This window comes from Salinibacterium sp. ZJ70 (assembly GCF_011751865.2).
Classification (GTDB): Bacteria; Actinomycetota; Actinomycetes; order Actinomycetales; family Microbacteriaceae; genus Homoserinibacter.
The window spans coordinates 2749244-2775235 of sequence record NZ_CP061770.1; the positions used below are offsets into that span (position 1 = coordinate 2749244).

The 25992-nt window shown below is 69.3% G+C and carries 21 protein-coding genes; 13 read left to right on the forward strand and 8 right to left on the reverse strand.

Annotated features, from left to right (window positions below; translation table 11 throughout):
- Window positions 1-5 precede the first annotated feature (5 nt).
- Window positions 6-377: a GntR family transcriptional regulator gene (locus tag HCR12_RS13075; RefSeq protein ID WP_166867116.1), complete on the forward strand. Its 372-nt coding sequence runs from the start codon at window positions 6-8 to the stop codon at window positions 375-377.
- Window positions 378-390: 13 nt separating this feature from the next.
- Here HCR12_RS13075 and HCR12_RS13080 read toward each other — a convergent pair whose 3' ends face one another.
- On the reverse strand, window positions 391-1221 hold the full coding sequence (locus HCR12_RS13080) for an aldo/keto reductase (protein ID WP_166867118.1): 831 nt from the start codon (window positions 1219-1221) through the stop codon (window positions 391-393).
- Between the two features lie 111 nt (window positions 1222-1332).
- The gene (locus HCR12_RS13085) at window positions 1333-4758 is read right to left on the reverse strand and encodes a bifunctional proline dehydrogenase/L-glutamate gamma-semialdehyde dehydrogenase (RefSeq protein ID WP_166867121.1); all 3426 of its coding nucleotides are present in this window, start codon (window positions 4756-4758) and stop codon (window positions 1333-1335) included.
- Window positions 4759-4912: 154 nt separating this feature from the next.
- On the opposite strand from HCR12_RS13085, the gene HCR12_RS13090 reads away from it, so the two are divergent.
- The 10 genes from HCR12_RS13090 to HCR12_RS13135 all read left to right on the forward strand — a co-directional run bounded on the left by HCR12_RS13090 (window position 4913) and on the right by HCR12_RS13135 (window position 16387).
- Window positions 4913-5545, forward strand: a complete 633-nt coding sequence (locus tag HCR12_RS13090) for a MarR family winged helix-turn-helix transcriptional regulator (RefSeq protein ID WP_166867123.1) — start codon at window positions 4913-4915, stop codon at window positions 5543-5545.
- Window positions 5546-5554: 9 nt separating this feature from the next.
- Window positions 5555-6811 carry a sensor histidine kinase gene (locus HCR12_RS13095; protein ID WP_166867125.1) on the forward strand — a complete coding sequence of 419 codons (1257 nt, stop codon included), beginning with the start codon at window positions 5555-5557 and terminating at the stop codon, window positions 6809-6811.
- Window positions 6808-7461 (forward strand): response regulator, encoded by a 654-nt coding sequence (locus HCR12_RS13100; RefSeq protein WP_166867127.1) that lies wholly within the window; start codon window positions 6808-6810, stop codon window positions 7459-7461. Before HCR12_RS13095 ends, HCR12_RS13100 begins: the two co-directional genes overlap by 4 nt.
- An 87-nt stretch (window positions 7462-7548) precedes the next feature.
- Window positions 7549-8433 carry an ABC transporter ATP-binding protein gene (locus tag HCR12_RS13105; RefSeq protein WP_166867129.1) on the forward strand — a complete coding sequence of 295 codons (885 nt, stop codon included), beginning with the start codon at window positions 7549-7551 and terminating at the stop codon, window positions 8431-8433.
- Entirely contained in the window at window positions 8430-9533 is a 1104-nt protein-coding gene (locus HCR12_RS13110; protein ID WP_166867131.1) for an ABC transporter permease, read from the forward strand. Before HCR12_RS13105 ends, HCR12_RS13110 begins: the two co-directional genes overlap by 4 nt.
- Window positions 9534-9543: 10 nt before the next feature.
- On the forward strand, window positions 9544-10608 hold the full coding sequence (locus HCR12_RS13115) for a threonine aldolase family protein (RefSeq protein ID WP_166867133.1): 1065 nt from the start codon (window positions 9544-9546) through the stop codon (window positions 10606-10608).
- 47 nt (window positions 10609-10655) lie between these two features.
- Window positions 10656-12362, forward strand: coding sequence for a long-chain-fatty-acid--CoA ligase (locus tag HCR12_RS13120; RefSeq protein ID WP_166867134.1), 1707 nt, complete (start codon window positions 10656-10658; stop codon window positions 12360-12362).
- Between the two features lie 49 nt (window positions 12363-12411).
- Window positions 12412-13410, forward strand: coding sequence for an LLM class F420-dependent oxidoreductase (locus HCR12_RS13125; RefSeq protein ID WP_166867136.1), 999 nt, complete (start codon window positions 12412-12414; stop codon window positions 13408-13410).
- A 204-nt stretch (window positions 13411-13614) separates the two neighbouring features.
- Window positions 13615-15594: an acetate--CoA ligase gene (gene acs, locus HCR12_RS13130; RefSeq protein ID WP_224763525.1), complete on the forward strand. Its 1980-nt coding sequence runs from the start codon at window positions 13615-13617 to the stop codon at window positions 15592-15594.
- 55 nt (window positions 15595-15649) lie between these two features.
- The gene (locus tag HCR12_RS13135; RefSeq protein WP_224763527.1) at window positions 15650-16387 is read left to right on the forward strand and encodes a phosphotransferase; all 738 of its coding nucleotides are present in this window, start codon (window positions 15650-15652) and stop codon (window positions 16385-16387) included.
- 58 nt (window positions 16388-16445) lie between these two features.
- Here the strand turns inward: HCR12_RS13135 and HCR12_RS13140 are convergent, their stop codons facing one another.
- Window positions 16446-18614 carry an ATP-dependent Clp protease ATP-binding subunit gene (locus tag HCR12_RS13140; RefSeq protein WP_166867139.1) on the reverse strand — a complete coding sequence of 723 codons (2169 nt, stop codon included), beginning with the start codon at window positions 18612-18614 and terminating at the stop codon, window positions 16446-16448.
- Window positions 18615-19465: 851 nt separating this feature from the next.
- Between HCR12_RS13140 and HCR12_RS13145 the strand changes: the two genes are divergently transcribed.
- Both HCR12_RS13145 and HCR12_RS13150 read left to right on the forward strand, forming a co-directional pair.
- Complete coding sequence (locus tag HCR12_RS13145) at window positions 19466-20122, forward strand: hypothetical protein (protein ID WP_166867141.1); 657 nt, start codon at window positions 19466-19468, stop codon at window positions 20120-20122.
- A gap of 36 nt (window positions 20123-20158) precedes the next feature.
- Window positions 20159-20956: a hypothetical protein gene (locus HCR12_RS13150; RefSeq protein ID WP_166867143.1), complete on the forward strand. Its 798-nt coding sequence runs from the start codon at window positions 20159-20161 to the stop codon at window positions 20954-20956.
- On the opposite strand, the gene HCR12_RS13155 is transcribed toward HCR12_RS13150, so the two are convergent.
- Genes HCR12_RS13155 through dnaK form a run of 5 tightly spaced genes read right to left on the reverse strand, consistent with a single transcriptional unit; the run spans window position 20953 to window position 25927 of the window.
- On the reverse strand, window positions 20953-22062 hold the full coding sequence (locus HCR12_RS13155; protein ID WP_166867145.1) for a class I SAM-dependent methyltransferase: 1110 nt from the start codon (window positions 22060-22062) through the stop codon (window positions 20953-20955). The genes HCR12_RS13150 and HCR12_RS13155 overlap by 4 nt on opposite strands.
- On the reverse strand, window positions 22059-22478 hold the full coding sequence (locus HCR12_RS13160; protein WP_166867147.1) for a heat shock protein transcriptional repressor HspR: 420 nt from the start codon (window positions 22476-22478) through the stop codon (window positions 22059-22061). Before HCR12_RS13160 ends, HCR12_RS13155 begins: the two co-directional genes overlap by 4 nt.
- Window positions 22478-23467 carry a DnaJ C-terminal domain-containing protein gene (locus tag HCR12_RS13165; RefSeq protein WP_166867150.1) on the reverse strand — a complete coding sequence of 330 codons (990 nt, stop codon included), beginning with the start codon at window positions 23465-23467 and terminating at the stop codon, window positions 22478-22480. The genes HCR12_RS13160 and HCR12_RS13165 overlap by 1 nt, the downstream gene beginning before the upstream one ends.
- Window positions 23468-23489: 22 nt before the next feature.
- Window positions 23490-24071, reverse strand: coding sequence for a nucleotide exchange factor GrpE (locus HCR12_RS13170; protein ID WP_166867152.1), 582 nt, complete (start codon window positions 24069-24071; stop codon window positions 23490-23492).
- Between the two features lie 2 nt (window positions 24072-24073).
- Complete coding sequence (dnaK, locus tag HCR12_RS13175; RefSeq protein WP_166867154.1) at window positions 24074-25927, reverse strand: molecular chaperone DnaK; 1854 nt, start codon at window positions 25925-25927, stop codon at window positions 24074-24076.
- Between the last annotated feature and the right edge of the window lie 65 nt (window positions 25928-25992).

Sequence of the window (25992 nt, forward strand, 5' to 3'; positions counted from 1 at the left end):
CCCCGATGACCGACATCCGCGCCGATATCCGCATCGACCCCCGCTCGACCACGCCCCCGTTCGAGCAGGTGCGCGTGCAGCTGCTCACGCAGATGCAGGACGGCACGCTGCCCGCGGGCACGCGCCTCGCGCCCGTGAGGCAGCTCGCAGCCGAGCTGAACGTCGCCGCCGGGACCGTCGCGCGCGCCTACAAGGAGCTCGAGGAGAGCGGAGCCGTCGAGACTCGCGGGCGCGGCGGCACCGTCGTCGCATGGTCGACGGATGCGGCCGAGCGGCGCATCGAGATGCTCGCCGCCCAGCTGGCGTCCGCCGCGCGCGAGGAGCGGGTGTCCGCCGCCCGCGCACTCGAGATCGTGACGCGCGCGCTCGGCGCCTGACGCGGCGAGCGCCTCAGTGACCGGTGCGGTTCGAATCGACTCCCGCGTCCGGTCCCTGCGACACGGTTCCCAGAGCGACGAGATCCGTCTCGGTGAGCTCGAAGTCGAACACGTCGAGGTTCTCCCGCATCCGCTCGGGCGACGCCGACTTCGGGATCACGACGAGACCGTTCTGCACGTGCCAGCGCAGCACGATCTGCCCGGGGGTGCGCCCGTGCGCTTCGGCGATCTGGCTCACGATGGGGTGGTTCAGCACACTCGCGCCGTCGCCGCCGAGCGGACTCCACGACGTGGTCACAATGCCGTGGTCCGCGTGGAACGCGCGGTGATCCTCCCGCGTGACGTGCGGGTTCAGCTGGATCTGGTTGACAGCCGGCACGATGCGCGTCTCGGCCAGGAGGGTGTCGAGGTGCTCGGGTCGGAAGTTGGAGACGCCGATCGCACGAGCGCGCCCGTCGTCGTGGAGGCGCTCGAAGGTGCGCCAGGTGTCGACGAAGAGCCCCCGTCCCGGCAGCGGCCAGTGGATGAGCAGCAGGTCGACGTAGTCGGTGCCGAGGCGATCGAGCGCGGCCTCGAGGCCCCCGACGGCCTTGTCGTCGCCCTGGAACGCGCCGTCGAGCTTCGTCGTGATGAAGAATTCCTCGCGGGGGATGCCGCTTCGGCGGATCCCCTCCCCCACGCCTGCCTCGTTGCCGTACTTGGTGGCGGTGTCGATGTGCCGGTAGCCGAGCTCGGCGGCTGCGGCCACGGCATCGGCGGCCTGCGCGTCGTCGAGCGGCCAGGTGCCGAGCCCGACCTGCGGGATCTCGTGACCGGTGTTGAGGGTGATGCCGGGAACGCTCATCCCTTCACGCTACGCCCCCTCCGCCCCACCCACGAGGGTCGCAGATGGCCGCAGACACGCCGGATGAAGCGGCCATCTGCGACCCCTCACCCATCAGTGGGCCGGGGGAGGTCAGACGGGGAGCGTGATCATCGCGCGATCCGGGTTGCCGAAGCGGTGCGCCGTGATCGTGACCGACTGCTCACGCAGGAAGGGCAGGAGTTCGATCCGCCCCGCGGCGGTGACCGCACCCGCATACACCGCGACGTCGGGCCGCCCTTGCAGCGCGACCGCGAGGTCACCCGCACGCTCGCCGATGTAGCGGATCCGGGACGGGGTTTCGCCCGCCACACGCGCGGCGAACGCCGCATCCGATTCGACGATGACGCTCCAGTCGTGCTCGTCGGCGTCGCGCCCGATCCGCAGCGGCACCGCCGAGCTCACGACGAGTTCAGCGCGCGCGCGCGTCGCCGCGGCCAGCACGCGCACGAGATCCGCGAGAGCGCCTCCCTCGGCGAGGCGCACGGTGACGGAGGCGGGCCGGTACCGCAGCACGTTGCGCTCGACGCCGAGATCGGAGACGTCGCGCGCGGTGCCGAACTCGGCATCCCATGCCGCGGCATCCGAGTACGCCCCACGACGCACGGCATCGAAGCCCGCGTAGTCGAGAGACGGCTGGAACGCCTCGATGAGCCTGCGCACGCGCGGTGCGAGCCCATCCAGCCGCAGGTCGCCGTCGGGCTCCGCGCGCACAGGTCGCCAGTCGCCCATCACGAGGAGAGTGTTGGGCCCTCCCGCCTTCGCACCGGGGCCCACCGACGAGCGCTTCCACCCGCCGAACGGCTGCCGACGCACGATCGCACCCGTGATCGGACGGTTGACGTAGAGATTGCCCGCCTGCACGGTGTCGATCCACTGGGCGACCTCGTCGGGGTCGAGCGAATGGATGCCCGCGGTGAGTCCGTAGTCGACCTCGTTCTGCAGATCGATCGCCTCGGTGAGACTCGCGGCGTGCATGAGGCCGAGGACGGGCCCGAAGTATTCGGTGAGATGGAACTCGCTGCCCGCCGCGACGCCATCGCGCACACCGGGCGACCACAGCCGGTCGGTGTCGTCGAGCTGCCGGGGCTTCACGAGCCAGCTCTCCCCCTCGGCGAGCTTCGTGAGGCCCTGCGCGAGCTTGCCGGATGCGGGCTCGACGAGCGGACCGACCGTCGTCGATGCGTCCTGCGGCCAGCCGACCGCGAGGCTCCTGACCGCGTCGACGAGCTGCCGACGGAAGCGCTCCGACTCCGCCATCGACCCCACGAGGATCACGAGCGACGCCGCCGAGCACTTCTGCCCGGCGTTGCCGAACGCGCTCGCCACGACGTCCTTGACAGCCGCATCGACGTCCGCGCTGGGCGTCACGATGATCGCGTTCTTGCCGCTCGTCTCGGCGAGCAGCGGCAGATCGGGGCGCCACGAGCGGAAGAGAGCCGCGGTCTCGTAGGAGCCGGTCAGCACGACGCGGCCGATCTCGGGAGCCGTCACCAGACGCTGACCGAGCTCACCCTCCTCGACATCGACGAGCGTCAGCAGGTCCCGCGGAACACCCGCCTCCCAGAGAGCCTCGGCGAGCACGGTGCCGCAGCGGCGAGCCTGCGGGGCGGGCTTGAGGATGACGGCGCTGCCTGTCGCGAGCGCCGCGAGCACGCCGCCGGCGGTGATCGACACGGGGAAGTTCCACGGCGGCGTCACGAGGGTGAGCGGCACGGGCGAGAACGCAGCATCGCGGATGAGGCCCAGCTCGCGCGCGCGCTCGGCGTAGTAGTGGGCGAAGTCGACCGCCTCGCTCACCTCGACATCCGCTTCGGCGATCGTCTTGCCGGTCTCGGAGGCCATGACCTCCACGAAGCGCCCGCGGAACACCGAGAGCACCTCGCCCACGCGATCGAGCAGCTCTGCGCGCTCGTGCGCCGGCACCTCGCCGAAGCGACGCCCCGCGGTGGACGCGGCGGCGATCGCGGCGTCGAGGCGCTCCGGGTCGTCGATCCGGGCCGCTGCGATCGTGTCCTCGCCGAGCAGGCTCGACGCGGAGCGCTCGAGCACGCTGCTCGCCCACACGCGGTTGGCTCCGAGCGACGGATCGGTGTCGGGTTCGTTGCGGAAGGCCCGGGGCGTGCGCGGCAGCGGCGGGCTGAGGCGGTTCTGGTAGCGGTTCGGCGGCGGAACTTCGTCATCGAGGTCGGCGAGAGACTCCGCGAACCGCTGTGCTTCGCGGGCGAACGCGGCCTCGGATTCTGCGAGGTCGAAGACCGCCGACATGAAGTTCTCGTCGCTCGCGTTCTCTTCGAGACGCCGAACGAGGTAGTTGATGGCTGCGTCGAACTCGTCCGGGTGCACGACAGGCGTATAGAGGAGGAGTCGACGTGTGTCGGCGCGCACGGCTCGCGCCTGCGCGGTGGCCATGCCGAGGAGCATCTCGATGTCGACGCGGTGCTCGACCTCGCGGGCGATCGCGAGCTTCCATGCGAACGCGAGATCGAAGAGGTTGTGCCCGGCGACCCCGATGCGAACAGCCTCAGTCGACTCGCGCGTGAGCGCTGCCACGAGCATCCGCTTGTAGTTCGTGTCGGTGGCGCGCTTGCTCGGCCAGGTGGCGAGGGGCCAACCGTGCACGATCGCATCGACCCGCTCCATCGCGAGGTTGGCGCCCTTGACGATGCGCACCTTGATGCCCGCGCCGCCTGCCGCGACGCGACGCTTCGCCCAGGCCGTGAGCTCCTGGAGCGCCGCGACCGAGTCGGGCAGGTACGCCTGCAGCACGATCCCCGCCTCGAACTGGTGCAGGTCGGGCTGTTCGAGGAGTCGGGTGAAGACCGCGATCGTGAGATCGAGGTCGCGGTACTCCTCCATGTCGAGGTTGATGAACTTGCGCGTGCGTGAGCGCGCTGCCTGCTCGTAGAGCGGGGTGAGCTGCTCGACGACGCGCTCGACGGTCTCGTCGAAGCCCCACATCGACAGCTGTGCCGCCACCGACGACACCTTGATGGAGACGTAGTCCACGTCGTCGCGTGCGAGCAGTTCGCGGGTGCCCTGCAATCGACGAGCGGCCTCCGCGTTGCCCAGCACGGCCTCGCCGAGGAGGTTGATGTTGAGGCGTGCACCCCGCTCGTGCAGCCGAGCGAGGGTCTTGTCGAGCTTCTTCGGGGTCGCGTCGATCACGAGGTGCGACACCATCGAGCGCAGCACACGCCGCGCGATGGGGATCACGGGCCACGGCATGAGCAGCCCGAGGCCCCCGCCGAGCACGATGAGGGCGCGCAGATGCCACGGCAGGAACGTCGGAACCCGGCGCGAGAGCCGTTCGAGGTTGCGTGCCGCGACCCGCAGATCGTCGGGTCTCACGACACGGTCCACGAATCCGAGGGTGAACTCGAGGCCGACCGGATCCTTCAGAAGTCCCGCGAGGCGACGAGCGCTCGGGTCGGACTCGTCGTGCGCGGAGGCCGCGAGCCAGCGCCTCACGAGGGCGATCGTCTCATCGGTCGTGGGCAGATCGGGGGGCACCGCCATGATGTTGAGAGTAGACGAGGCCACCGCGCACTGTCTGTGCGCGGCACGCGATTCCATTGCGTGGGACCGGGTGTGACGCGCAGGGCCGTCGCCGGATGGTGAATCATCACAGATTGACGGAAAAATCGTCACTTGACCCGCTATCCTGTCCCGCATGTCCTCCACCACGGACCATTCCCCCGACGAAGCTGGCGAGTCACTCATGAACACCTCGCACACCCCCTCCACCGAGAGCGCTCCCGCGCCGACTGCCACCCAGTGGAACGTCTGGCGAGAGTTCTTCCGCGCCGGACGCGAGCTGAACGCCGCCCTCGACCGCCGCCTCCAGGACGACGTGGGCATCTCCCACCCCGAGTTCCTCGTGCTGATCGCGCTGTGGCGCGCGCCCGACAAGCAGCTCCGCACCGGCGAACTCGCACACGACCTCAACTGGGAGAAGAGCCGCGTCTCGCACCAGGTGTCGCGCATGGTCAACCGCGGATTCCTCGAGCGCCGCGAATGCGTCGACGACGCCCGCGGCGTGTGGGTGGCGCTCACCGACTCCGGCTCGCGCGTGCTCAACGCCTCCGGGCGCGACCACGGCGCCGCGATCACCGAGTGGTTCCTCGACCTCATGGACGACCACGAGCTCGAGGTCGTCGAGCGGGTGTCGCAGCGCATCCGCGAGAAGCTCATCGAAGCGGGCGTCGCCCCGACGCCGCGCGCCGGACTCGCGCCCACGACGACCCTCCTCGAGGACACCGCCCTCCCCCGCGAGACGGAGGCGGGCGACACCGACGCATCCTAGGCTCGCGGGGTGAGCACCGTCCGCCCCGTCGCCTGGAGCCGCCCCGCGCCCGACCGCCGCGGCCGTCTCGTCGACGTCGCTCTCGCCGGATTCCTGTTCCTCGACAGCATCCTCAGCCAGCAGCTGTACCGCGTCGCTGGGGTGAACGCGAATCCCGCGGATGGCATCACGACGATCCTGCTGCTCGCCGCCGTCACCCTGCCGCTCGCCTGGCGACGCACGCACCCCGTGGCCGTGGGTGCCGCTGTCTCGATCGCGTTCATCGCGGTGGGCGAGCTCGGGGTGCCCGAGTTCCTGGTGACGAACATCGCGCTGTTCGCCGCGATCTATGCGATCGGCGCGTGGGAGTCCCGGCGGCGGGTCGCGATGATCGCTCGCGCGGCCATCGTCTCCGTCATGGCGGGGTGGCTCTTCGTGAGCCTCTTCCGCACGGCCACCGACCCCGATGCCGCTGACGGGCTCTCCCGCGCCGGCGCGTTCTCGCCCCTCGTGGCGTACCTGCTGCTCAACATCCTCATCAATGCCCTCTACTTCGGGGGCGCGTGGTGGTTCGGCGAGCGGGCGTTCGCGTCCGCTCGGCAGACGGCCGAGCTCGAGGAGCGCACACGCGAACTCGAGGAGGCGCGCGAGCTTGCGGCCTCCCAGGCCGTCGCGCTCGACCGGGTGCGCATCGCGCGCGAACTGCACGACGCCGTCGCGCACCATGTGAGCGTCATCGGGATCCAGGCGGGTGCTGCGCGCACGGTGCTGACGAGCGACCCGGATGCGGCGAGCGCCGCCCTGCAGACCATCGAATCCACGACCCGCGAGACGATCGCCGAGCTGCACGGAATGCTGACGACGCTCCGCGACAGCGACGATTCGCATGTGGCCTCGTTCGGGATCGAGCGCATCGGCGATCTCGTGCACGCGTCGACCGAGGCGGGCATCCCCACCGCGTTCACGACCGTCGGCGAGCCGGTCTCCGTTCCGCAGATCGCGAGCGTCAACCTGTACCGCATCGCGCAGGAGGCCCTCACGAACGTGCGCAAGCACGCCGGCCCCCACGCGATCGCCGATGTGCGGGTGCGGTACGGCGCCGACCACGTGGAGCTCGAGGTGTCCAACACGGGAGGGCCGACCGCGGCCCGCCTGCCCGGCGGACTCGGCCAGCTCGGGATGCGGGAGCGCGTCGCCGCATCCGGCGGCGTGCTCGAGGTGGGGCCGAGAAGCCGCGGCGGCTACCTCGTGCGCGCCCGCATCCCCCTCCCGGAGGCCGTCTCATGACCCGCGTTCTGCTCGTCGACGATCAGGCGCTCGTGCGCACAGGCTTCCGGGTGATCCTCTCCGCGCAGCCTGGCATCGAGGTCGTCGGGGAGGCATCCGACGGGCTCGAAGGGGTGACTCTCGCCTTCGCGCTCTCGCCGGATGTCGTCTGCATGGATGTGCAGATGCCGGGGATCGACGGCCTCGAGGCGACGCGCCGGATCACGGCCGAGCCGGATGCACCCGCCGTGCTGGTGCTCACGACCTTCGATCGCGACGACTATCTGTTCCAGGCGCTCGAAGCGGGTGCCTCCGGATTCCTGCTCAAGACCTCGAGCCCCGAACAGCTCGTCGACGCGGTTCGCGTGCTCGCTTCGGGGGACGCGCTGCTGTCGCCCGCGGTCACCCGCCGCGTCATCGAGCGGTTCGCGGCCGTCCCCGCGGCCGCCCCCACGGCGACCGACCCGGAGGTGGAGGGACTCACCGAACGCGAGGCCGACGTCTTCCGGCTGCTCGCCGACGGCCTCTCGAACGCGGAGATCGCCGAGCAGCTCTACGTGGGCGAGGCGACGGTGAAGACGCACGTCTCGAACATCCTGCTGAAGCTCGGCGTGCGCGATCGCGTGCAGGCCGTGGTGCGCGCGCACCGTTCGGGCTTCGTGCGCGCCTGACGCGGCTCCCCCTCGGGGAGTCCCCCTCAGGGGGGAGGCGCGGGTCGGCCCCCGCTCGTAACGTGGTTCTCGACCTGAGGAGGACCAGTGCTCGAGATCCGAGACGTCACCAAGAGCTACGGCACGAGGCGTGTGCTCGATGGAGTGTCGTTCGATGTGGCCCCCGGCCGCATGACGGGCTTCGTCGGCGGAAACGGCGCCGGCAAGACCACCACCATGCGCATCATCCTGGGTGTGCTCGACGCCGACAGCGGCAGCGTGACGCTGAACGGCGAACCGCTCGGTCCGCTCGGACGCCGTCGCTTCGGCTACATGCCCGAGGAGCGCGGCCTCTACCCCAAGATGAAGCTCGCCGAACAGCTCGTGTACCTGGCGCGCCTGCACGGCCTCACCGCCGAGGATGCGCGACGCAACACCGATGAGCTGCTCGCGCGCCTCTCGCTCAGCGAGCGCGCGGGCGACACCGTCGAGAAGCTCTCGCTCGGCAACCAGCAGCGCGCGCAGATCGCCGCCGCGCTGGTGCACGACCCCGACGTGCTCATCCTCGACGAGCCGTTCAGCGGCCTCGACCCGATGGCGGTCGACGTCGTCGTCGAGGTGCTCGCCGACCGTGCCCGCTCGGGCGTGCCCGTGCTGTTCTCGAGCCACCAGCTCGACATCGTCGAGCGCCTCTGCGACGACCTCGTCATCATCGCCGACGGCACCATCCGCGCAGTCGGCCCTCGCGCCGAACTGCGCGAGCGCCACTCCACGCTCCGCTACCAGCTGCAGACCGACGGCGACGCCGGATGGCTTCGCGACGTGCCTGGCGTCACCGTGATCGAGGCCGACGGCGGCTACGGGCTCTTCGAGGTCGACGAGATCGGCACCGCATCCGCCGTGCTCCGCGACGCCGTCTCGCGCGCAGACGTCACCGACTTCTCCCGCCAGCAGCCCACCCTCTCCCAGATCTTCAAGGAAGTGATCCGATGAGCGCGTCGACCCGCACCCCCGCTGTCGCCCAGGCGTACTCGACCCCCGCCATGGTGTGGCTCGTCGCGAAGCGCGAGATCATGGTGCGCCTGCGCAGCGTCGCCTTCCTCGTGTCGACCGGCATCATGCTGCTTCTCGTCATCGGATCGGTCGTCGTCGGATCGGTCGTCGCCACCACTGCCGAGCCCGCGAAGGTCGCCGTCGTCTCGGGCGTGCAGCTGCCAGCTGACCTCGACTTCGACGTCACCAACGTCACCGACCGCGCCGCCGCCGAGGAGCTCGTGCGCGCGGGTGACGTCGAGGCGGCGATCGTGCCCGACAACAGCCCCGTCGGCTACCTCGTCATCGCCAACGACGCGCCCCCGCTCGGCATCATCCAGTCGCTCAGCGTCATGCCGGACGTCGAGATCCTCGAGACCTCCAACGCCGCAGGGTTCCTCGGCTACATCGTGGCGGTCGGCTTCGGAATCGTGTTCTTCCTCTCGGCGATGACGTTCGGCCAGACGATCGCGCAGTCCGTCGTCGAAGAGAAGTCGACGCGCGTCGTCGAGATCCTGCTCGCCACGATCCCCACCCGCACGCTCCTCGCTGGCAAGATCCTCGGCACCACGATCCTCGCGCTCGGGCAGGTGCTGCTGCTTGCGGGGCTCGCCATCATCGGCCTCACCGTCACCGGCCAGGATCAGCTGCTGCTGGGGCTCGGGGCGCCCATCCTGTGGTTCGCCCTGTTCTTCGCGCTCGGCTTCGTGCTGCTGGCCTCGTTGTTCGCCGCGACCGGTGCGATGGTCTCGCGCCAGGAGGACATCGGCTCGACGACCACCCCCGTGACGATGCTCGTGATGATCCCCTACTTCGTCGTCATCTTCTTCAACGACAACCCTCTCGTCGTCAGCATCATGTCGTACGTGCCGTTCTCGGCACCCGTCGGGATGCCGCTGCGACTGTTCCAGGGAACGGCCGAATGGTGGGAGCCGATCCTGTCGCTCGCGATCCTCGTCGCGTCCGCGATCGTCGTCATCCTCATCGCGTCGCGCATGTACGAGAACTCGCTGCTGCGCCTGGGGCAGCGAGTGAAGCTGACCGAAGCGCTCAAGGGATGAGAATGGTGCGGTGAGCACACTCCACGACACGGCCTTCCGCGGCTTCGCGAGCGACAACTACGCCGGACTCCACCCCGAGATCCTCGACGCGATCACGGCCGCCAACGGCGGGCACCAGATCGCGTACGGCGAAGACGTCTACACGGCGCGCCTCGCCGACGTGGTGCGCGCCGAGTTCGGCGAGCAGGCCGAGGTGTTCCCGGTGTTCAACGGCACGGGAGCCAACGTCGTGGCGCTCACCGCACTCCTCCCCCGCTGGGGTTCGGTGATCGCGACCTCGACCGCCCACATCCACACCGACGAGGGCGGCGCGCCCGAGAAGGTCGCCGGTCTCAAGCTGTTCGTCGTGCCGACGGCCGACGGCAAGCTCACCCCCGAGCTGCTCGCCACCGAGGCGTGGGGCATGGACGACGAGCACCGTTCCGAGCCCGCCGCCGTCTCGATCACGCAGACCACCGAGCTCGGCACGCTCTACACGCCGGATGAGGTGCGCGCGATCGCCGACGCCGCCCACGCCGCCGGCCTCGCTCTGCACATGGACGGCGCGCGCATCTGGAACGCGGCAGCCGCGCTCGGCGTGCCGTTCCGCGAGTTCACCACGGATGCCGGGGTCGACATCCTGAGCTTCGGCGGCACCAAGATCGGTGCGCTCGGCGTCGAGGCGATCGTCGTGCTCAACCCCTCGCGGGTCTCCGATGTGGTGCGTCTGCGCAAGACGTCCATGCAGCTGGCAAGCAAGATGCGCTTCTTCAGCGCGCAGCTGCTCGCGCTCTTCGACGGCGTGGGCCTTCGCGCCGCAACCCACGCGAACGAGATGGCCGCTCGCCTGCGCACCGCGCTCGAGGCGGGTATCTCCGACGGCTCCATCCGGAACCTGTCGTTCAGCCAGGCGACGCAGGCGAACGCCGTGTTCGCGGTGCTGCCGAACGACGCCGCCGACCGCATCCGCGAGCGCTTCCGCTTCTACGACTGGGACCGCGCGGCAGGTCAGGTGCGCTGGATGACGGCGTTCGACACCACCGAAGCCGACATCGACGCGTTCGTGGCGGCGATCCGCGAGGAGCTCAGCCGCTGACTCGGCCCGTCGAACCCCGGAATCCGGGGGCGACGTAGGCTTATCGTGTGACCCGCTCACCTGCAGACAAGCCCTGGCTCGACTCCTACGCCCCCGGCGTCCCCCACGATGTGACGGTGCCCGAGGGGTCGCTGTCGAACCTCATCGCCGAATCCGTCGAGAAATATCCGGACAACGTGGCGCTCGAATTCTTCGGACGCGAGACCACCTACGCGGAGCTCGGCGCGCAGATCCGACGCGCGGCTGAAGGCCTGCGCCGCCTCGGCGTGAAGGCCGGCGACCGCGTGGCGCTCATCCTGCCGAACTGCCCGCAGCATGTCGTCGCGTTCTACGCGGTGCTGCGCCTCGGCGCGATCGTCGTCGAGCACAACCCGCTCTACACACCGCGTGAGCTGCGCCACCAGTTCGAGGACCACGGAGCGCGCGTGGCGATCGTGTGGGACAAGGTCGTGCCGACGCTGCAGGACTTCCCGAGAGACCTCGCGCTCGATGCGATCGTCTCGGTCGACATGACCCGCGCGTTCCCGCTCAAGATGCGCACCCTCCTCAAGCTCCCCATCGAGAAGGCGCGCCGCAGCCGATCCGAGCTCACGCTCCAGGTGCACGGCACCACCCCATGGGAGAAGCTGCTCGACGGCCCCGAGATCCCCGAGACCGTTCCGCGGCCCGCTGGCGACAGCATCGCCCTCATCCAGTACACGAGCGGAACGACCGGCCACCCCAAGGGCGCGGTGCTCACCCACCGCAACATGCTCGCGAACGCCACGCAAGCGCAGGCGTGGGTGATGCCGACCCTGGCACGCGACGCGGGCATCTCGGTGCACGCCGTGCTGCCGCTCTTCCACGCCTACGGCCTCACGCTGAGCCTCACCTTCGCGATGAGCCTGGGGGCGCGCCTCGTGCTGTTCCCGAAGCCCGACCCGGCCCTCGTCCTCCCCGTCTTCAAGAAGCGCCCCCCGACGTTCCTTCCCGCCGTTCCGCCCCTGTACGACCGATTCCGCAAGGAGGCAGAGGAGAAGGGCATCTCGCTCAAGGGCATCCAGGTCGCCATCTCCGGTGCCATGCCGCTGTCCAAGGAGGTCGTCGAACCGTGGGAGGCCCTCACGGGGGGCTACCTGGTCGAAGGCTACGGGCTGAGCGAGTGCTCCCCCGTTCTCATGGCGAACCCCATCGCCGACAACCGCAAGGCGGGCACAGTGGGTCTGCCGATCCCCGGAACGGAGCTGCGCGTCGTCGACCCCGACGAGCCCACGCGCGACGTCGAACCGGGCACGCCGGGCGAGTTGATCGTGCGGGGGCCGCAGGTGTTCTCCGGCTACTGGAACAAGCCCGAGGAGTCGGCGGCCGTGTTCGTCGACGGCTGGTTCCGCACCGGCGACATCGTCACGGTCGACGATGACGGCTTCGTCACCATCACCGACCGCATCAAGGAGCTCGTCATCACGGGCGGCTTCAACGTGTCACCGTCGGAGGTCGAGGACACCCTGCGCGCCTACGACGGCATCGCGGATGCCGCGATCGTCGGCATCCCGAACGACCGCGACGGCGAGCACGTGGTCGCGGCTGTGGTGCTGGAGCCGGGCGCGACCGTCGACACGAAGGCGCTGCGCGCGTGGGCGAAGCAGCAGCTCGCGAGCTACAAGGTGCCCCGCCGCGTGCATGTGGTCGACGAGCTGCCGAAGTCGATGATCGGCAAGGTGCTGCGCAAGAAGGTGCGCGACGACCTCATCGCGAAGGAGCAGTCGCAGGACTGAGGCGCAGACGGCGCGCACCAGGAGCCCCGCGCTCACCTAGCCTGGGGGGATGAGATTCGGCATCTTCATCCCCCAGGGCTGGCGCTTCGACCTCGTCGGCATCGACCCGGCCCGACAGTGGGGCGTCATGCACGACCTCGCGCAGGCGGCCGAGGCGGGCCCGTGGGAGTCGCTGTGGGTCTACGACCACTTCCACACGACGCCGGTGCCGAGCGATGAGGCCACCCACGAGGCGTGGACGCTCATGGCGGCCCTTGCGGCCTCCACGAAGCGCATCCGACTCGGCCAGATGTGCACGTGCAACGGCTACCGCAATCCCGCGTACCTCGCGAAGGTCGCCTCGACAGTCGACATCATCTCGGGCGGACGCACCGAGATGGGCATCGGCGCCGGATGGTACGAGCACGAGTTCCGCGCCTACGGCTACGGATTCCCGGATGCGCCGGAGCGCCTGCGGATGCTGCGTGAGGGTGTCGAGATCATGCACCAGGCGTGGACGACGGGCCGCGCGACGCTCGACGGCGAGTTCTACCAGGTGGATGGCGCGATCGTGCAGCCGAAGCCGCTGCAGGATGGCGGCATCCCGATCTGGGTCGCGGGTGGCGGCGAGAAGGTGACGCTGAAGATCGCGGCGCAGTACGCGCAGTACACGAACTTCAACGGCGGCGCGGAGGAGTTCGCCCACAAGAGCGAGGTGCTCCGCGGCCACTGCGAGAAGCTCGGCCGCGACTTCGACTCGATCACGCGCTCGAGCAACTTCAACACGATCGTGGGAGTCGACAGCGCGGATGTGCACCGCCGCGTCGACGCGTACGAGGCGCGCCTGGCGGAGTCGCTCGGCGAGAAGAAGGCGACCGAGATCGCGTCGCAGTACCGGGGTCTTCCGTCGAAGGAGGGCATGGCCGGCACTCCCGACGAGATCATCGAGGTGCTGCGCGACCGCCAGGCGCTCGGTCTCGGCTACAGCATCCACTACTTCCCCGAATCGGCGTACGACCGCTCGGGTGTCGAGCTGTTCGAGAAGACGGTCATCCCCGCCCTCTCCTGACCGCGGGCCCGCCCCTCCTCCGGTGAGGGGTCGCAAATCACCAACGACACGCCGTCTGAGCAGTCATTTGCGACCCCTCCACTCGCGGCGGCAACCTGCGCCCGCAACAGGGCGGGGCGCGGGGGCGCCGGCGCGGGCGACCCCGTGTGACGGAACGTTGCGGGCGGATTCGGGCGGGCGCGGGTGCCGGGCTACCGTCATCGCGTGACACAGAACGCACCCATCCACGAGCTGCTGGTCGAGACCCGGAGCTTCGCTCCCCCGCCCGCGCTCGCGGTGACGAGCAATGTGGCCCCGGATGCGTGGGAGCGCGCTGCCGAGGATCCGATCGCGTTCTGGACGGCGGCCGCCCGCCGTCTCACCTGGGAGACCCCGTTCACCCGCTCCCTCGACTGGACGCCCGCCCTCGCCGAGGACGGCACGCTGCGGCCCCCGGCGGCCGAGTGGTTCGCCGATGGCACTCTCAACGTGGCCGTCAACTGCGTGGACCGTCATGTGGATGCGGGGCTCGGCGACAAGGTCGCGTACCACTGGGAGGGTGAGCCGGGCGACACCCGCAGCCTCACCTTCGCCGAGTTGCAGCGCGAGATCTCCAAGGCCGCCAACGCGCTCCTCGAGCTCGGCGTCGACAAGGGCGACCGCGTGGTCGTCTACCTGCCCGTACTGCTCGAGACCGTGATCATCACGCTCGCGATCGCGCGGATCGGCGCGATCCATTCGCTCGTCTTCGGCGGGTTCTCGGCCGAAGCACTGCGCTTCCGTGTCGCCGACACGGGCGCGAAGCTGCTCGTCACGACCGACGGCCAGTTCCGCCGCGGCAAGGCGGTGCCCGTGAAGGCGAACGCGGATGCCGCGGTCGACGGGCTCGACCACGTGGAGCACGTGCTCGTGTACCGCCGCACGGGCAGCGACATCGACTGGACCGAGGGTCGCGACGTGTGGTGGCACGACGTCGTCGACCGCCAGCCGGAGACGCACCAGGCGGAGGCGTTCCCGGCCGAGACGCCGCTCTTCATCATCTACACCTCCGGCACCACCGGGAAGCCGAAGGGTCTCGTGCACACTTCCGGCGGCTACCTCACCCAGGCGAGCTGGACCCACTGGGCCGCGTTCGACGCGAAGCCCGACGACGTGCACTGGTGCACCGCCGACCTCGCGTGGGTCACCGCTCACACCTACGAGCTCTACGGCCCGCTCACGAACGCGACCACCCAGGTGATCTACGAGGGCACCCCCGACGCCCCGCGCCGCACCCGCCACTTCGAGATCATCGAGCGCTACGGCGTCACCGTCTACTACACGGCTCCCACGCTCGTGCGCACCCTCATGACCTGGTTCCCGGATGGGGTTCCCGGCGAGTTCGACCTGTCGAGCATCCGCCTCCTCGGCTCGGTCGGCGAGGCCATCAACCCCGAGGCGTGGATGTGGTTCCGCGAGAACATCGGCGCCGGCTCCGCGCCCATCGTCGACACGTGGTGGCAGTCCGAGACGGGCGCCTCGATCATGGCGCCCATCCCGGGCCTGTCGACCATCAAACCGGGCTCCGCCACGAAGGCGCTCCCCGGGCTGCGCACGCTCGTGGTCGACGAGAACGGCGATGAAGTTCCTCCGGGCGCGGGCGGCTTCCTCGTGATCCCGGATCCGTTCCCGTCTCTCGCGCGCACCGTGTGGGGCGACCCGCAGCGCTATCTCGACTCGTACTGGCGCAAGTTCGCGGATCGCGGCTACTTCTTCTCCGGCGACGGCGCGAAGCAGGATGCGGAGGGCGACATCTGGCTGCTGGGCCGCGTCGATGACGTCATCAATGTCTCGGGCCACCGCCTCTCGACGATCGAGATCGAGTCGGCGCTCGTCGCGCATCCGCTCGTCGGCGAGGCGGGGGTGACGGCGGCTGCCGACGCGCTCACGGGCGAGGCGATCGTGGCGTTCGTGATCCCGTCTCGCGAGACGGGCCCGGATGACGAGGTCGCCGCCGAGCTGCGGCGCCACATCGCGGAGGCGATCGGTCCGATCGCGAAGCCGCGCGACATCCACCTGGTTCCGGAGCTGCCGAAGACCCGCTCGGGCAAGATCATGCGCCGCCTGCTGCGCGACATCGTCGACGGCCGCCCGCTCGGCGACACCACGAGCCTCCAGGAGCCGGAGGGCCCGGCGCGCCTCGCGGCGCTGCTAGCAGCCCGCTGACCTGAATCGCACGCACGGCGCCCTTCGTCGCACCAGCCGACGCTAGTGTGACGAGGTGACCGAGGAAGAGCTGCCGGGCGGCAACATGACGGCGGTCGTGCGCGTCGGCGACACGGTGCGCCGCGAGGCGGGCCCGTGGACGCCCGCCGTGCACGCGCTGCTCGACGCCTGGGCCGAGGCGGGCATCGCCGAGTCGCCGCGAGCGCTCGGGTTCGATGAGCGCGGCCGCGAGATCCTGAGCTTCATCGACGGCGACGTGCTCGCGGATGCGGTGCCGCGGATCCTCTGGTCGGCTCGCGTGCTCGACCAGTGCGCACGGCTGCTGCGGCGCCTGCACGACGCGAGCACGCACCTCGTCGGCTCCGACCTCGTGTGGCGCGGCCCCGTGCATCCGCCCTTCGAGGTCATCTGCCACAACGACGTCGCCCCGTACAACCTCATCGAGCGCGACGGCGACGTGGTCGGCATCATCGACGCCGACATGGCCTCCCCGGGCTCCCGGCTGTGGGATCTCGCGTATCTCGTGTACCGCCTCGCCCCCTTCGCCGAGGACGCGGACGGGTTCGACCCGTCGCTGCATGGCACCGCCGACGAGCGGATGCGCGCGCTCGTCGCCGCGTACGGCGGGAGCTTCGGCGACGACGAGGTGCGCGCGATGATGGTGCGCCGGCTGGAGCGGCTCGCGGAGTTCACCGATGCCCGGGCCGCCGAAACAGGTCGAGCAGACTTCCTCGATCACGCATCGATGTACCGTCGCGATGCAGCTCGCCTCGCAGCACGCAACGCCACCTGAGCCACGTCACGCAGGAGCCCCGGGGTCGTTCACCCCGGGGCTCCTGTCATGTGCGCACTCAGGCGGCGGGCGACTCCGGTTCGGCCCGCGTCACCGAGAGCCCATCGCCGAAGCCGTCGAGGTCGACGCGCACGGTGTCGCCGTCGCGGATGTCGCCCGCGAGGATCGACTTCGCGAGCCGATCGTCGATCTCATGCTGCATGAGGCGGCGCAGCGGCCGGGCGCCGTACAGCGGGTCGTAACCGCGCTCCGCGAGCCACGCTCGCGCATCCGGGGTGACCGCGAGGCTGAGGCGACGCTCCGCGAGGCGACGCTCGAGCCGGTCGACGTAGAGCGACACGATCTGCCCGAGGTCAGCCTCCGACAGCGGCGCGAACACGACGATGTCGTCGAGGCGGTTCACGAACTCCGGCTTGAAGGCCTGACGCACGAGCTCCTGCACGGCCTCGTGCTTCTTCTCCCAGCTGAGCTCGCGGTCGATGAGCACCTGGCTGCCGAGGTTCGACGTGAGGATGAGGATCGTGTTGCGGAAGTCGACCGTGCGGCCCTGGCCGTCGGTGAGGCGGCCGTCATCGAGCACCTGCAGCAGCACGTCGAAGACCTCGGGGTGCGCCTTCTCGACCTCGTCGAGCAGGATGACGGAGTACGGACGCCGGCGCACGGCCTCCGTGAGCTGCCCGCCCTGCTCGTAGCCGATGTATCCGGGAGGGGCGCCCACGAGTCGTGAGACGGCGAACTTCTCGCCGTACTCAGACATGTCGATGCGCACGAGAGCCTTCTCGTCGTCGAAGAGGTAGGCGGCGAGCGCTTTCGCGAGCTCGGTCTTTCCGACGCCTGTCGGCCCGAGGAAGAGGAACGATCCGGTGGGCCGGTCGGGGTCGGAGATGCCGGCACGGGTGCGGCGCACCGCCTCGGCGACGGCGCGCACGGCGTCGCGCTGGCCGATGAGACGCTTGCCGAGCTCGGCTTCGAGGCCGAGCAGCTTCTCGGTCTCTCCCTGGCGGAGCTTGTCGACCGGGATGCCGGTCCACGCGGCGACGACAGAGGCGATGTCCTCATCCGTCACCTGATCGTTGACCATCCGGGGGCCCTGCTGCTCGATCGCCTCAGCCTGCATGAGCTGCTGCTCGATCGCGGGGATCGTCTCGTAGTTGAGCTTGGAGGCGTCCTGGTAGCGCTGCTCGCGCATCGCGCGGTCCAGTTCGATGCGCGCGTCGTTGAGGCGCGACTTGAGGTTGCCGACGCTGTGCAGGGTGCTCTTCTCGGCCTGCCAGCGGGTCTGCAGGGCGTCGAGCTGCTGCTCCCTGACGGCCATGTCGGCGCGGAGCTTCTCGAGGCGCTCCTTCGAGGCGGCGTCCTTCTCCTTCTTGAGCGCGAGCTCCTCGATCTTGAGGCGGTCGACGGCGCGCTTGAGCTCATCGATCTCGACGGGGCTCGAGTCGATCTCCATCTTGAGGCGCGAAGCGGCCTCGTCGATGAGGTCGATGGCCTTGTCGGGCAGCTGGCGGGCCGTGATGTAGCGGTTGCTGAGCGAGGCGGCCGCAACGAGAGCACTGTCGGCGATCGCGACCTTGTGGTGCGCCTCGTAGCGCTCCTTGAGGCCACGCAGGATCGCAACGGTGTCTTCGACCGACGGCTCGCCCACATACACCTGCTGGAAGCGGCGCTCGAGAGCTGCATCCTTCTCGATGTACTCGCGGTACTCGTTGAGCGTCGTGGCGCCGATGAGGCGCAGCTCGCCGCGCGCGAGCATGGGCTTGAGCATGTTGGCCGCCGCGACGGAGCCTTCGCCGCCGCCCGCGCCCATGAGGGTGTGCAGCTCGTCGATGAAGGTGATGACCTGCCCGTCGGAGTCGTTGATCTCCTTGAGCACGGCCTTCAGGCGCTCTTCGAACTCGCCGCGGTACTTGGCGCCCGCCACGAGCGCCGCGAGGTCGAGCGAGACGAGCTGCTTGCCCTTGAGCGAGTCAGCCACGTCGCCCGCGACGATGCGCTGAGCAAGGCCCTCCACGACCGCGGTCTTGCCGACGCCCGGTTCGCCGATGAGCACCGGGTTGTTCTTGGTGCGCCGCGTCAGCACCTGGCTGATGCGGCGGATCTCAGAGTCGCGCCCGATGACTGGGTCGAGCTTGCCGCTCTTCGCGATCTCGGTGAGGTTGATCCCGTACTGCTCGAGGGCGCTCTTGGTCTCCTCCTGGGTGGAGGGTGCGCCCTGCATGTTCGCCATTGCTGCTCCGAAGTGAGACTTGAGTTGAGGTGGCTCAAGTTTAGCGAGAGACCTGCGAGATTGCACAAGGACGACTCAGTATTCGTCGAGTTTGCTCCGCGCTGAGCTCGCTCCGCCACGAAGCGCTGAATGGGACCCCGAACGGCAGTCGCGGCTGTCCCCCGCTATGGGGCTTCACTTTCATCCGTTGGGGAGCGGACGACGGTGCACGACGGTCAGCAAGCGGTTAGCACGGGTGAGGGCCGTGTAGAGCACACCTTGCCGTCCGAAGTTCTCGGGAAAGTCTGCCGGCTCGACCACGACAACACCGGCGAACTCGAGGCCGCGTGATCTCTCGGGAGGAACTCCTTGCCCCGCTTGCCCACCAGGCCGCTCGCGCGCTCGCGGGCCGCAGCCCAGTCGGGGCGACGCGGAACGTCGGTGCGCAGGCGATAGGTGGCTAAGAGGAAGTGGTTCACGAAGCCCGAGCCGCCGACAGTGCCGAGATGGCTCCGGATCGTGCGGATCTGGGTATGGGCGGCGAGCCCGTGGGGCTCATCGAGCACCGAAAAGCCGACGTGGCGTCGGCTTCAGAGGTGCGCGTCTATGCGCTGTTCCAGAAGCCCATCCGGGTTTCGATTGCGAGGTGGTTCACTCCCCCGTCCGGGGAAGTGAGTACACCTTGGCTGAGCGACGACGACGACGACACAAGTGCCCCATCCGTGGGGTTCCAAGCGCCCCCACCTCCTCGCGGCTGGCAGAAGAGCCATCCCCGCCCGTTCTGGGGCATCCACTGTCGGACGTACGTCAGTACGCTCGACGCGACGGCCCGCGATGTCGCGTCCGATCACCGACCCGTGAAGGAGGCCGACGTGCCTTTCCCTCTCATTCCGCTCGCAGTCGGCGCCGTCGCGCTCGTGAGTGGTGCGGTCGTCGCGGGGGCCAAGACGCGCGACGCGCTCGTCGCGAAGAAGCTCGCGGCGACCCGCGTCGCCATCCTCGGCCGCCAGCACGTGGGCAAGACCGCGCTTCTGACCACACTGCAGAAGCCGAGCGTGACCAACGCGCTCCCTGCATCGGCGTCTCCGCTCGGCGGGCAGTTCGAGCTGGAGGTAGACGGTCACCTGGTTCCGTTCACCGTGCCCCGCGACCTGCCGGGAGGCGCCGGGCTTGGCTACGGGCACTGGAAGACGGCCTTCGACGGCTCGGGAAGCGTCTGGTACTTGTTTCGCGCTGACAGAGTCGCCGCAGGCGACCATGACGAACTCGCGGCCATCAAGAGCGACGTCGATGTGCTCGCGAGCTGGCTGACCGGCGGGCATCATCCCTCGGTCATGCTCATCGGCACGTGGGCAGACGCGGACCCGGATTGGATGCGCCACCCCCGCGCATTCGCCCGTCGCGTCGCATCCGTCGACGCCATCAAGGTCGCGCTCGTGAAGCTACGCGGCGCGAAGCTCGTCATCGGCAGCCTCAGCACCATCGACGACGCCGAACGTCTCCGGCGCGAGATCCGACGCAACCACTAGCGGCTGACGCCGCGCGACCGACCCTACGGAACCGACATGACCTCGAACGACAGTCCTCTGCTCCCCCGATCGATCCTCGTCGTCGAGGACGTGACCTACCACGAGATCGCTCGCGATCCGGCGACAGTCCAGCTCCTCGAGGACGTCGAAGCGATGGTCATTCCGTTCGCCGCCGAGCCCGAACTCAACACGCAGGCCGTCCTCGCAACTCGCACCCTCCTCCGAGAAGCGGGTCAGCTGGCGCGCGGCGCACTGCTCGTCAGGAATCCTTATCAGGAGCGAGCGTTCGAGTACGCCGACACTGCGATCGAATCCTTCGCGAGTGAAAAATACCTCGCCTTGGCCAACGTGGCACGACTGCTCGGCGCCACCAGAGTGACGTACGGAGAGGTCAGAGTTGAGGCGACGGACTCGACGTGGATCGCCGGGGCCAAGGCGAAGGTCGCGATCGGCAAGCTCGACAACGAGACCCGCCGCCGGGTCGAGAAGAAGGTGGAGCGCGCCATCAAGGGCGAGCATGTGTTCGCTGGCGGCGCCCCGGACACCGATGCAGCTCTCGAGTACATCCGGCGCAGACGACTCGTCACGGACCAGCGACTCAACTTGCTCGTCGAGATGCGGAGCGGCCACAACCTCATTCACCGGTTCCAGATGATCACCAACGGGCTCAAGGAATCGAACACAAACTTCCGAGCGGCGCTGGAGCTCGCCAATGCCGGTCCCGCCAAGGCGATCGGCGCCGGAGGGTCGTTCTCGCACACAGCCTCGCGTTTGAGCAGCATCGAGATCACGATCGACATCGAGTTCGGCGAGGCTGCGGCGACGACCCCCTAGCGCTTCGTCGACGCCGTCACCGTGAACTTCGGCGTGCGCACGACTTGCCGCGTGGGGCCGACGAGGCGCTCGAGAAGCGGGCGGTATCCGAGGTGCGAGTTCCACACCGCGCGCAGCTCGCCACCCGGCCGGAGTACGCGCCCGGCGTCGGCGAACAGGCGCTCGGCGAGCTCGAGCGTCACCGTCGATCCGCTGTGGAACGGCGGGTTCAGCACGACGAGATCGACGCTCGCGTCGGGCAGGAATCCGAGGCCGTCATCCTGATGAACCTCCACATCGACACCGTTCGCGAGCGCCGTGTCGCGCGTCGAGGCGACGGCGATCTCCGAGACGTCGGACGCGATCACGCGAGCGCTCGGCGCCCGCCGCGCAAGCAGCGTCGCGAGCACGCCGGAGCCGCACGCGAGGTCGACGGCGACCGCGAACTCCGGGAGCGAGTCGAAGGTGCCGATGAGCGCCCGCGTGCCGATGTCGAGGTTGGCGCCGGCGAAGACACCGGGATGCGCGACGACCTCGACGCCCGCGCCCGCCTCGGCACGCACGGGCTCGGCGAGAGATGACGCCACGGGCCCGGAGGCGATGAGCACGCGGGCCTTCTGGCGGGCCGGAGCCACGTCGACGCGCTCGAACGCCGCCCCGAGCACCGGGTTCTGGGTGGGCGTCATGTGCTTCACGCGGTTGCCGGCGACAACGACGAGCCCCGGGGACGCCTGGTGTGCGAGCGCCCGCGCGATCGCGTCGAGGCGATCAAGCGACTTCGGCAGCCGCACGAGAGCGAGGGTCGTCTGCGGGGTGACGAGCTCCGGAAGCGACACGTGCTCGGGTGCCGCAACCCCGAGCCGCGCGGCATTCGCGGCGAGCGCGCGCCTGGCGATGATCGAATCCTGGTGCACGCGCACGGCAGACGCACCGAGCGCGGCCGCACCGAGCGCGAGCGCCCCATGCGTGTCATCGACGACGACCACCTCACCGCGCAGCGCGTCCGGAAACCGCTCTGCTGCGAGATCCAGCAGATAGCGATCGGCGACATCCCACGCGCGCAGATCCTCCGCGCCGATGTCGGGCTCACGGGAGAGCGAGCCGAGCAGCGCGTCGAGGTCGCTCACGACTGCGGGCGCAGCGGACGCCACACGACCAGCTGGTTCTGCTTGCGCACGCGCGTGCCCGCCTTGAGCGAGATGACCTCGCCCTCCGATCCCGCGGCGAACACGCGGCGGCCCGAGCGAGCGAGCATCTCGTCGGCGAGCGCCGACTCGAGTTCGCGCACGCGGTTCGAGAGCGCGAGCACCTGGTTCTCCAGCTCCAGGATCCGACGGATCCCCTCCAGATTGAGCCCCTCCGCCGACAACCGCGCGATCTCACGCAGCTGCACGATGTCGCGCATCGAGTAGCGCCGCGACTGGCCGGGGGTGCGCTGCGGCTGCACGAGCCCCATCCGGTCGTACTGCCGCAGCGTCTGCGGATGCATCCCCGCGAGCTCCGCCGCCACCGCGATCGCGAACAGCGGGGTCGACTCGTCCATCAGCCTCCGGCCTTCTGGATCAGGTCGGCCCGCGGGTTCTCGTCGGGCAGCGCGGCAGCGAACGCCTGCAGCTTCTTCTTGGCATCGTGGCTGAGGTGGGCCGGCACCACCACCTGCACCGTCGCGAGCAGGTCGCCGGTGCCCTTCGACGTGGCGACACCACGGCCCTTCACGCGCAGCACTCGACCGCTCGGCGTACCGGGGGCGACCTTCAGCCGCACCGGCTTTCCGTCGAACGTCGGCACCTCGATCGTGGCGCCGAGCGCGGCCTCGGCGAACGTGATCGGCACATCGATGCGCAGGTTCAGCCCGTCGCGCTCGAACACGGGATGCGGGCGCACGCTCACCGTGAGGATGAGGTCACCCGGGTCTCCCCCGTTCGGGCTCGGCTGCCCCTTGCCGCGCAGCTTGATCTTCTGCCCGTCAGCGACCCCCGCGGGGATCTTCACCTTCGTGGAGGCCCCACCCGGCAGCTGCAGGGTGACGGTGTCGCCGTGGATGGCGGTCGCGAAGTCGAGCGTCGTCGACGCCGTGATGTCGGCGCCCTTCGTCGGTCCGTAGCGGAAGCCGCCCGGGGCGCCGCCGAATCCGCCGCCGCCACCACCGAACATCTCTCCGAGCAGATCCTCGAATCCGCCCGCGGAGGCGTAGCTCGCGCGGCCGCGGCCACCACCTGCCTGGGTGAACATCCCGCCGAAGACGTCGTCGAACCCGCCGGCACCGCCAGCGCCGCCGGAGGTGAACCGTGCGCCGGATCCCATCGCGCGGATCTGATCGTATTCAGACCGCTGCTCGGGATCCGACAGCACGGTGTACGCCTCGCTGATCTCCTTGAACCGCGCCTCGGCGGCCGCGTCACCCGGGTTGGAGTCCGGGTGATACTGCCGCGCGAGCTTGCGGTACACCTTCTTCAGCTCGGCCTCGGAGACATCCTTCGAAACGCCGAGCACCTTGTAGAAGTCCTTATCGAACCAGTCCTGGCTGGCCATCGGACTCCCTTCGCACTCGTGGTTACTCGGTCGGGGCGACGACCGCGACCTTGGCGGCGCGGATCAGTCGCTCACCGAGCGCGTAACCGATCTGGATGACGTCCTTGACGGTGTCGGGCTCGGCCTCGGGGTCGGGCACGTGCACGACCGCCTCGTGGATGTTGGGGTCGAAGGGCTCGCCCACGACACCCACCCGCCGGAGTCCGTACTTCTCGAACCCTCCGCGCAGCTTCTGCGCGACGATCGCGAGCGCCGACCCCTCTTCGAGGTCGCCGTGCGCGTCCGCCAGGTCGAGGTCGTCGATCACCGGGATGAGCGAACGGATGACCTCGGCGATGACCGCCTCGCGGTTGGCAGCGCGGTCGCGCTCCACACGGGTGCGGAAGTTCGCCAGGTCGGCCTGTGCCCGCGCTGCGATCTCGCGGTACTCGGCGACCAGATCCTTCTCGGCATCCGCGAGCAGTGCGAGATCCTCGTCGCTCAACCCGTCGCCCTCGGTCGGAGCCTGGTCGGCGGCGTGAGCACGGGGCTCGCCCGTCTCGGGATCGATCTTGCGCTTGTCGTTGACGGTGGGCTCTTCGCCCTCGTTCATCTCGTCGACCATGACTACTTCTTGTCGTCTTCGTCGTCGACGATCTCGGCATCCACGACATCCTCATCGGATCCGGATGCGGTCGCGTCGGCCGTCGGGGCACCGGCGGGGGCCTCCTGGCCGGCGGCGTAGATCGCCTCGCCGAGCTTCGTCTGGCTGGCATTGAGCTTCTCGAAGGCCGACTTGATCGCGGAGTCGTCCTCGCCCTGCAGCGCGGTCTTGAGCTCGTCGATGTCGGCCTGCACCTCGGTGCGCACCGGACCGGCGATCTTGTCCTCGTTCTCGGAGATGAGCTTCTCGAGCGAGTAGACGAGCTGCTCGGCGTTGTTGCGCACCTCGGCCGATTCGCGACGCGCCTTGTCTTCGGCGGCGTGCTCTTCGGCCTCGCGCACCATGCGGTCGATGTCGTCCTTCGGCAGCGACGAGCCGCCGGTGATCGTCATCGACTGCTCCTTGCCGGTGCCCTTGTCCTTCGCGGAGACGTGCACGATGCCGTTCGCGTCGATGTCGAAGGTGACCTCGATCTGCGGGACGCCGCGCGGAGCGGGGGCGATGCCCGTCAGCTCGAAGGTGCCGAGCGCCTTGTTGTCGCGGGTGAACTCGCGCTCACCCTGGAAGACCTGGATGGCGACCGACGGCTGGTTGTCGTCGGCGGTCGTGAAGGTCTCGCTGCGCTTGGTGGGGATGGCGGTGTTGCGCTCGATGAGCTTCGTCATGATGCCGCCCTTGGTCTCGATGCCGAGGCTCAGGGGGGTGACGTCGATGAGGAGGACGTCCTTGCGCTCGCCCTTCAGCACGCCAGCCTGGAGCGCGGCGCCGATGGCGACGACCTCGTCCGGGTTGACGGTCTTGTTGGGCTCCTTGCCGCCCGTGAGCTTCTTGACGAGCTCGGTGACGGCGGGCATGCGGGTCGATCCGCCGACGAGCACGACGTGCGCGATGTCGGAGACCTTCACGCCGGCTTCGCGGATGACGTCTTCGAAGGGCTTCTTGGTGCGGTCGAGCAGGTCGGCCGTCATCTGCTCGAACTGGGCGCGGGTGAGCGTCTCGTCGAGGTTGGCGGGGCCGTTCTCGCCGTAGGAGAAGTACGGGAGCTGGATCGTCGTGGACGTGGAGGAGCTGAGCTCCTTCTTGGCCTGCTCGGCGGCTTCCTTGAGGCGCTGGAGGGCGATCTTGTCCTTGGAGACGTCGATGCCGGTGGTGTCCTTGAAGCGCTTGATCAGGTACTCGACGATGCGCTGGTCCCAGTCGTCACCACCGAGGCGGTTGTCACCGGCGGTGGCGCGCACCTGGATGGTGGAGAAGTCGTCGTCCTTGCCCACCTCGAGGAGGGAGACGTCGAACGTTCCGCCACCGAGGTCGAAGACGAGGATGAGCTCGTCTTCCTTGCCCTTGTCGAGGCCGTACGCGAGGGCGGCGGCGGTGGGCTCGTTGATGATGCGCAGCACGTTGAGGCCGGCGATCTCGCCGGCGTCCTTGGTGGCCTGACGCTCGGCGTCGTTGAAGTACGCGGGGACGGTGATGACCGCGTCGGTGACCGGCTCGCCGAGGTACTGCTCGGCGTCGCGCTTGAGCTTCTGGAGGATGCGCGCCGAGATCTCCTGCGGCGTGTACTTCTTGGCGTCGATATCCTGCTTCCAGTCGGTGCCCATGTGGCGCTTGACGGATGCGATGGTGCGGTCGACGTTGGTGACGGCCTGGCGCTTCGCGGTCTCGCCGACGAGCACCTCGCCGTCCTTCGTGAACGCGACGACCGACGGGGTCGTGCGGAAGCCTTCGGCGTTGGCGATGACGGTGGGTTCTCCACCTTCGAGAACGGCCACGACCGAGTTGGTCGTTCCGAGGTCGATTCCGACAGCTCGTCCCATGAGGGGTCTCCTTGATGTTCGGGGAGCGCGCATAGGTTGAGTCGCGCTGTATCAAGTTTGCGTCG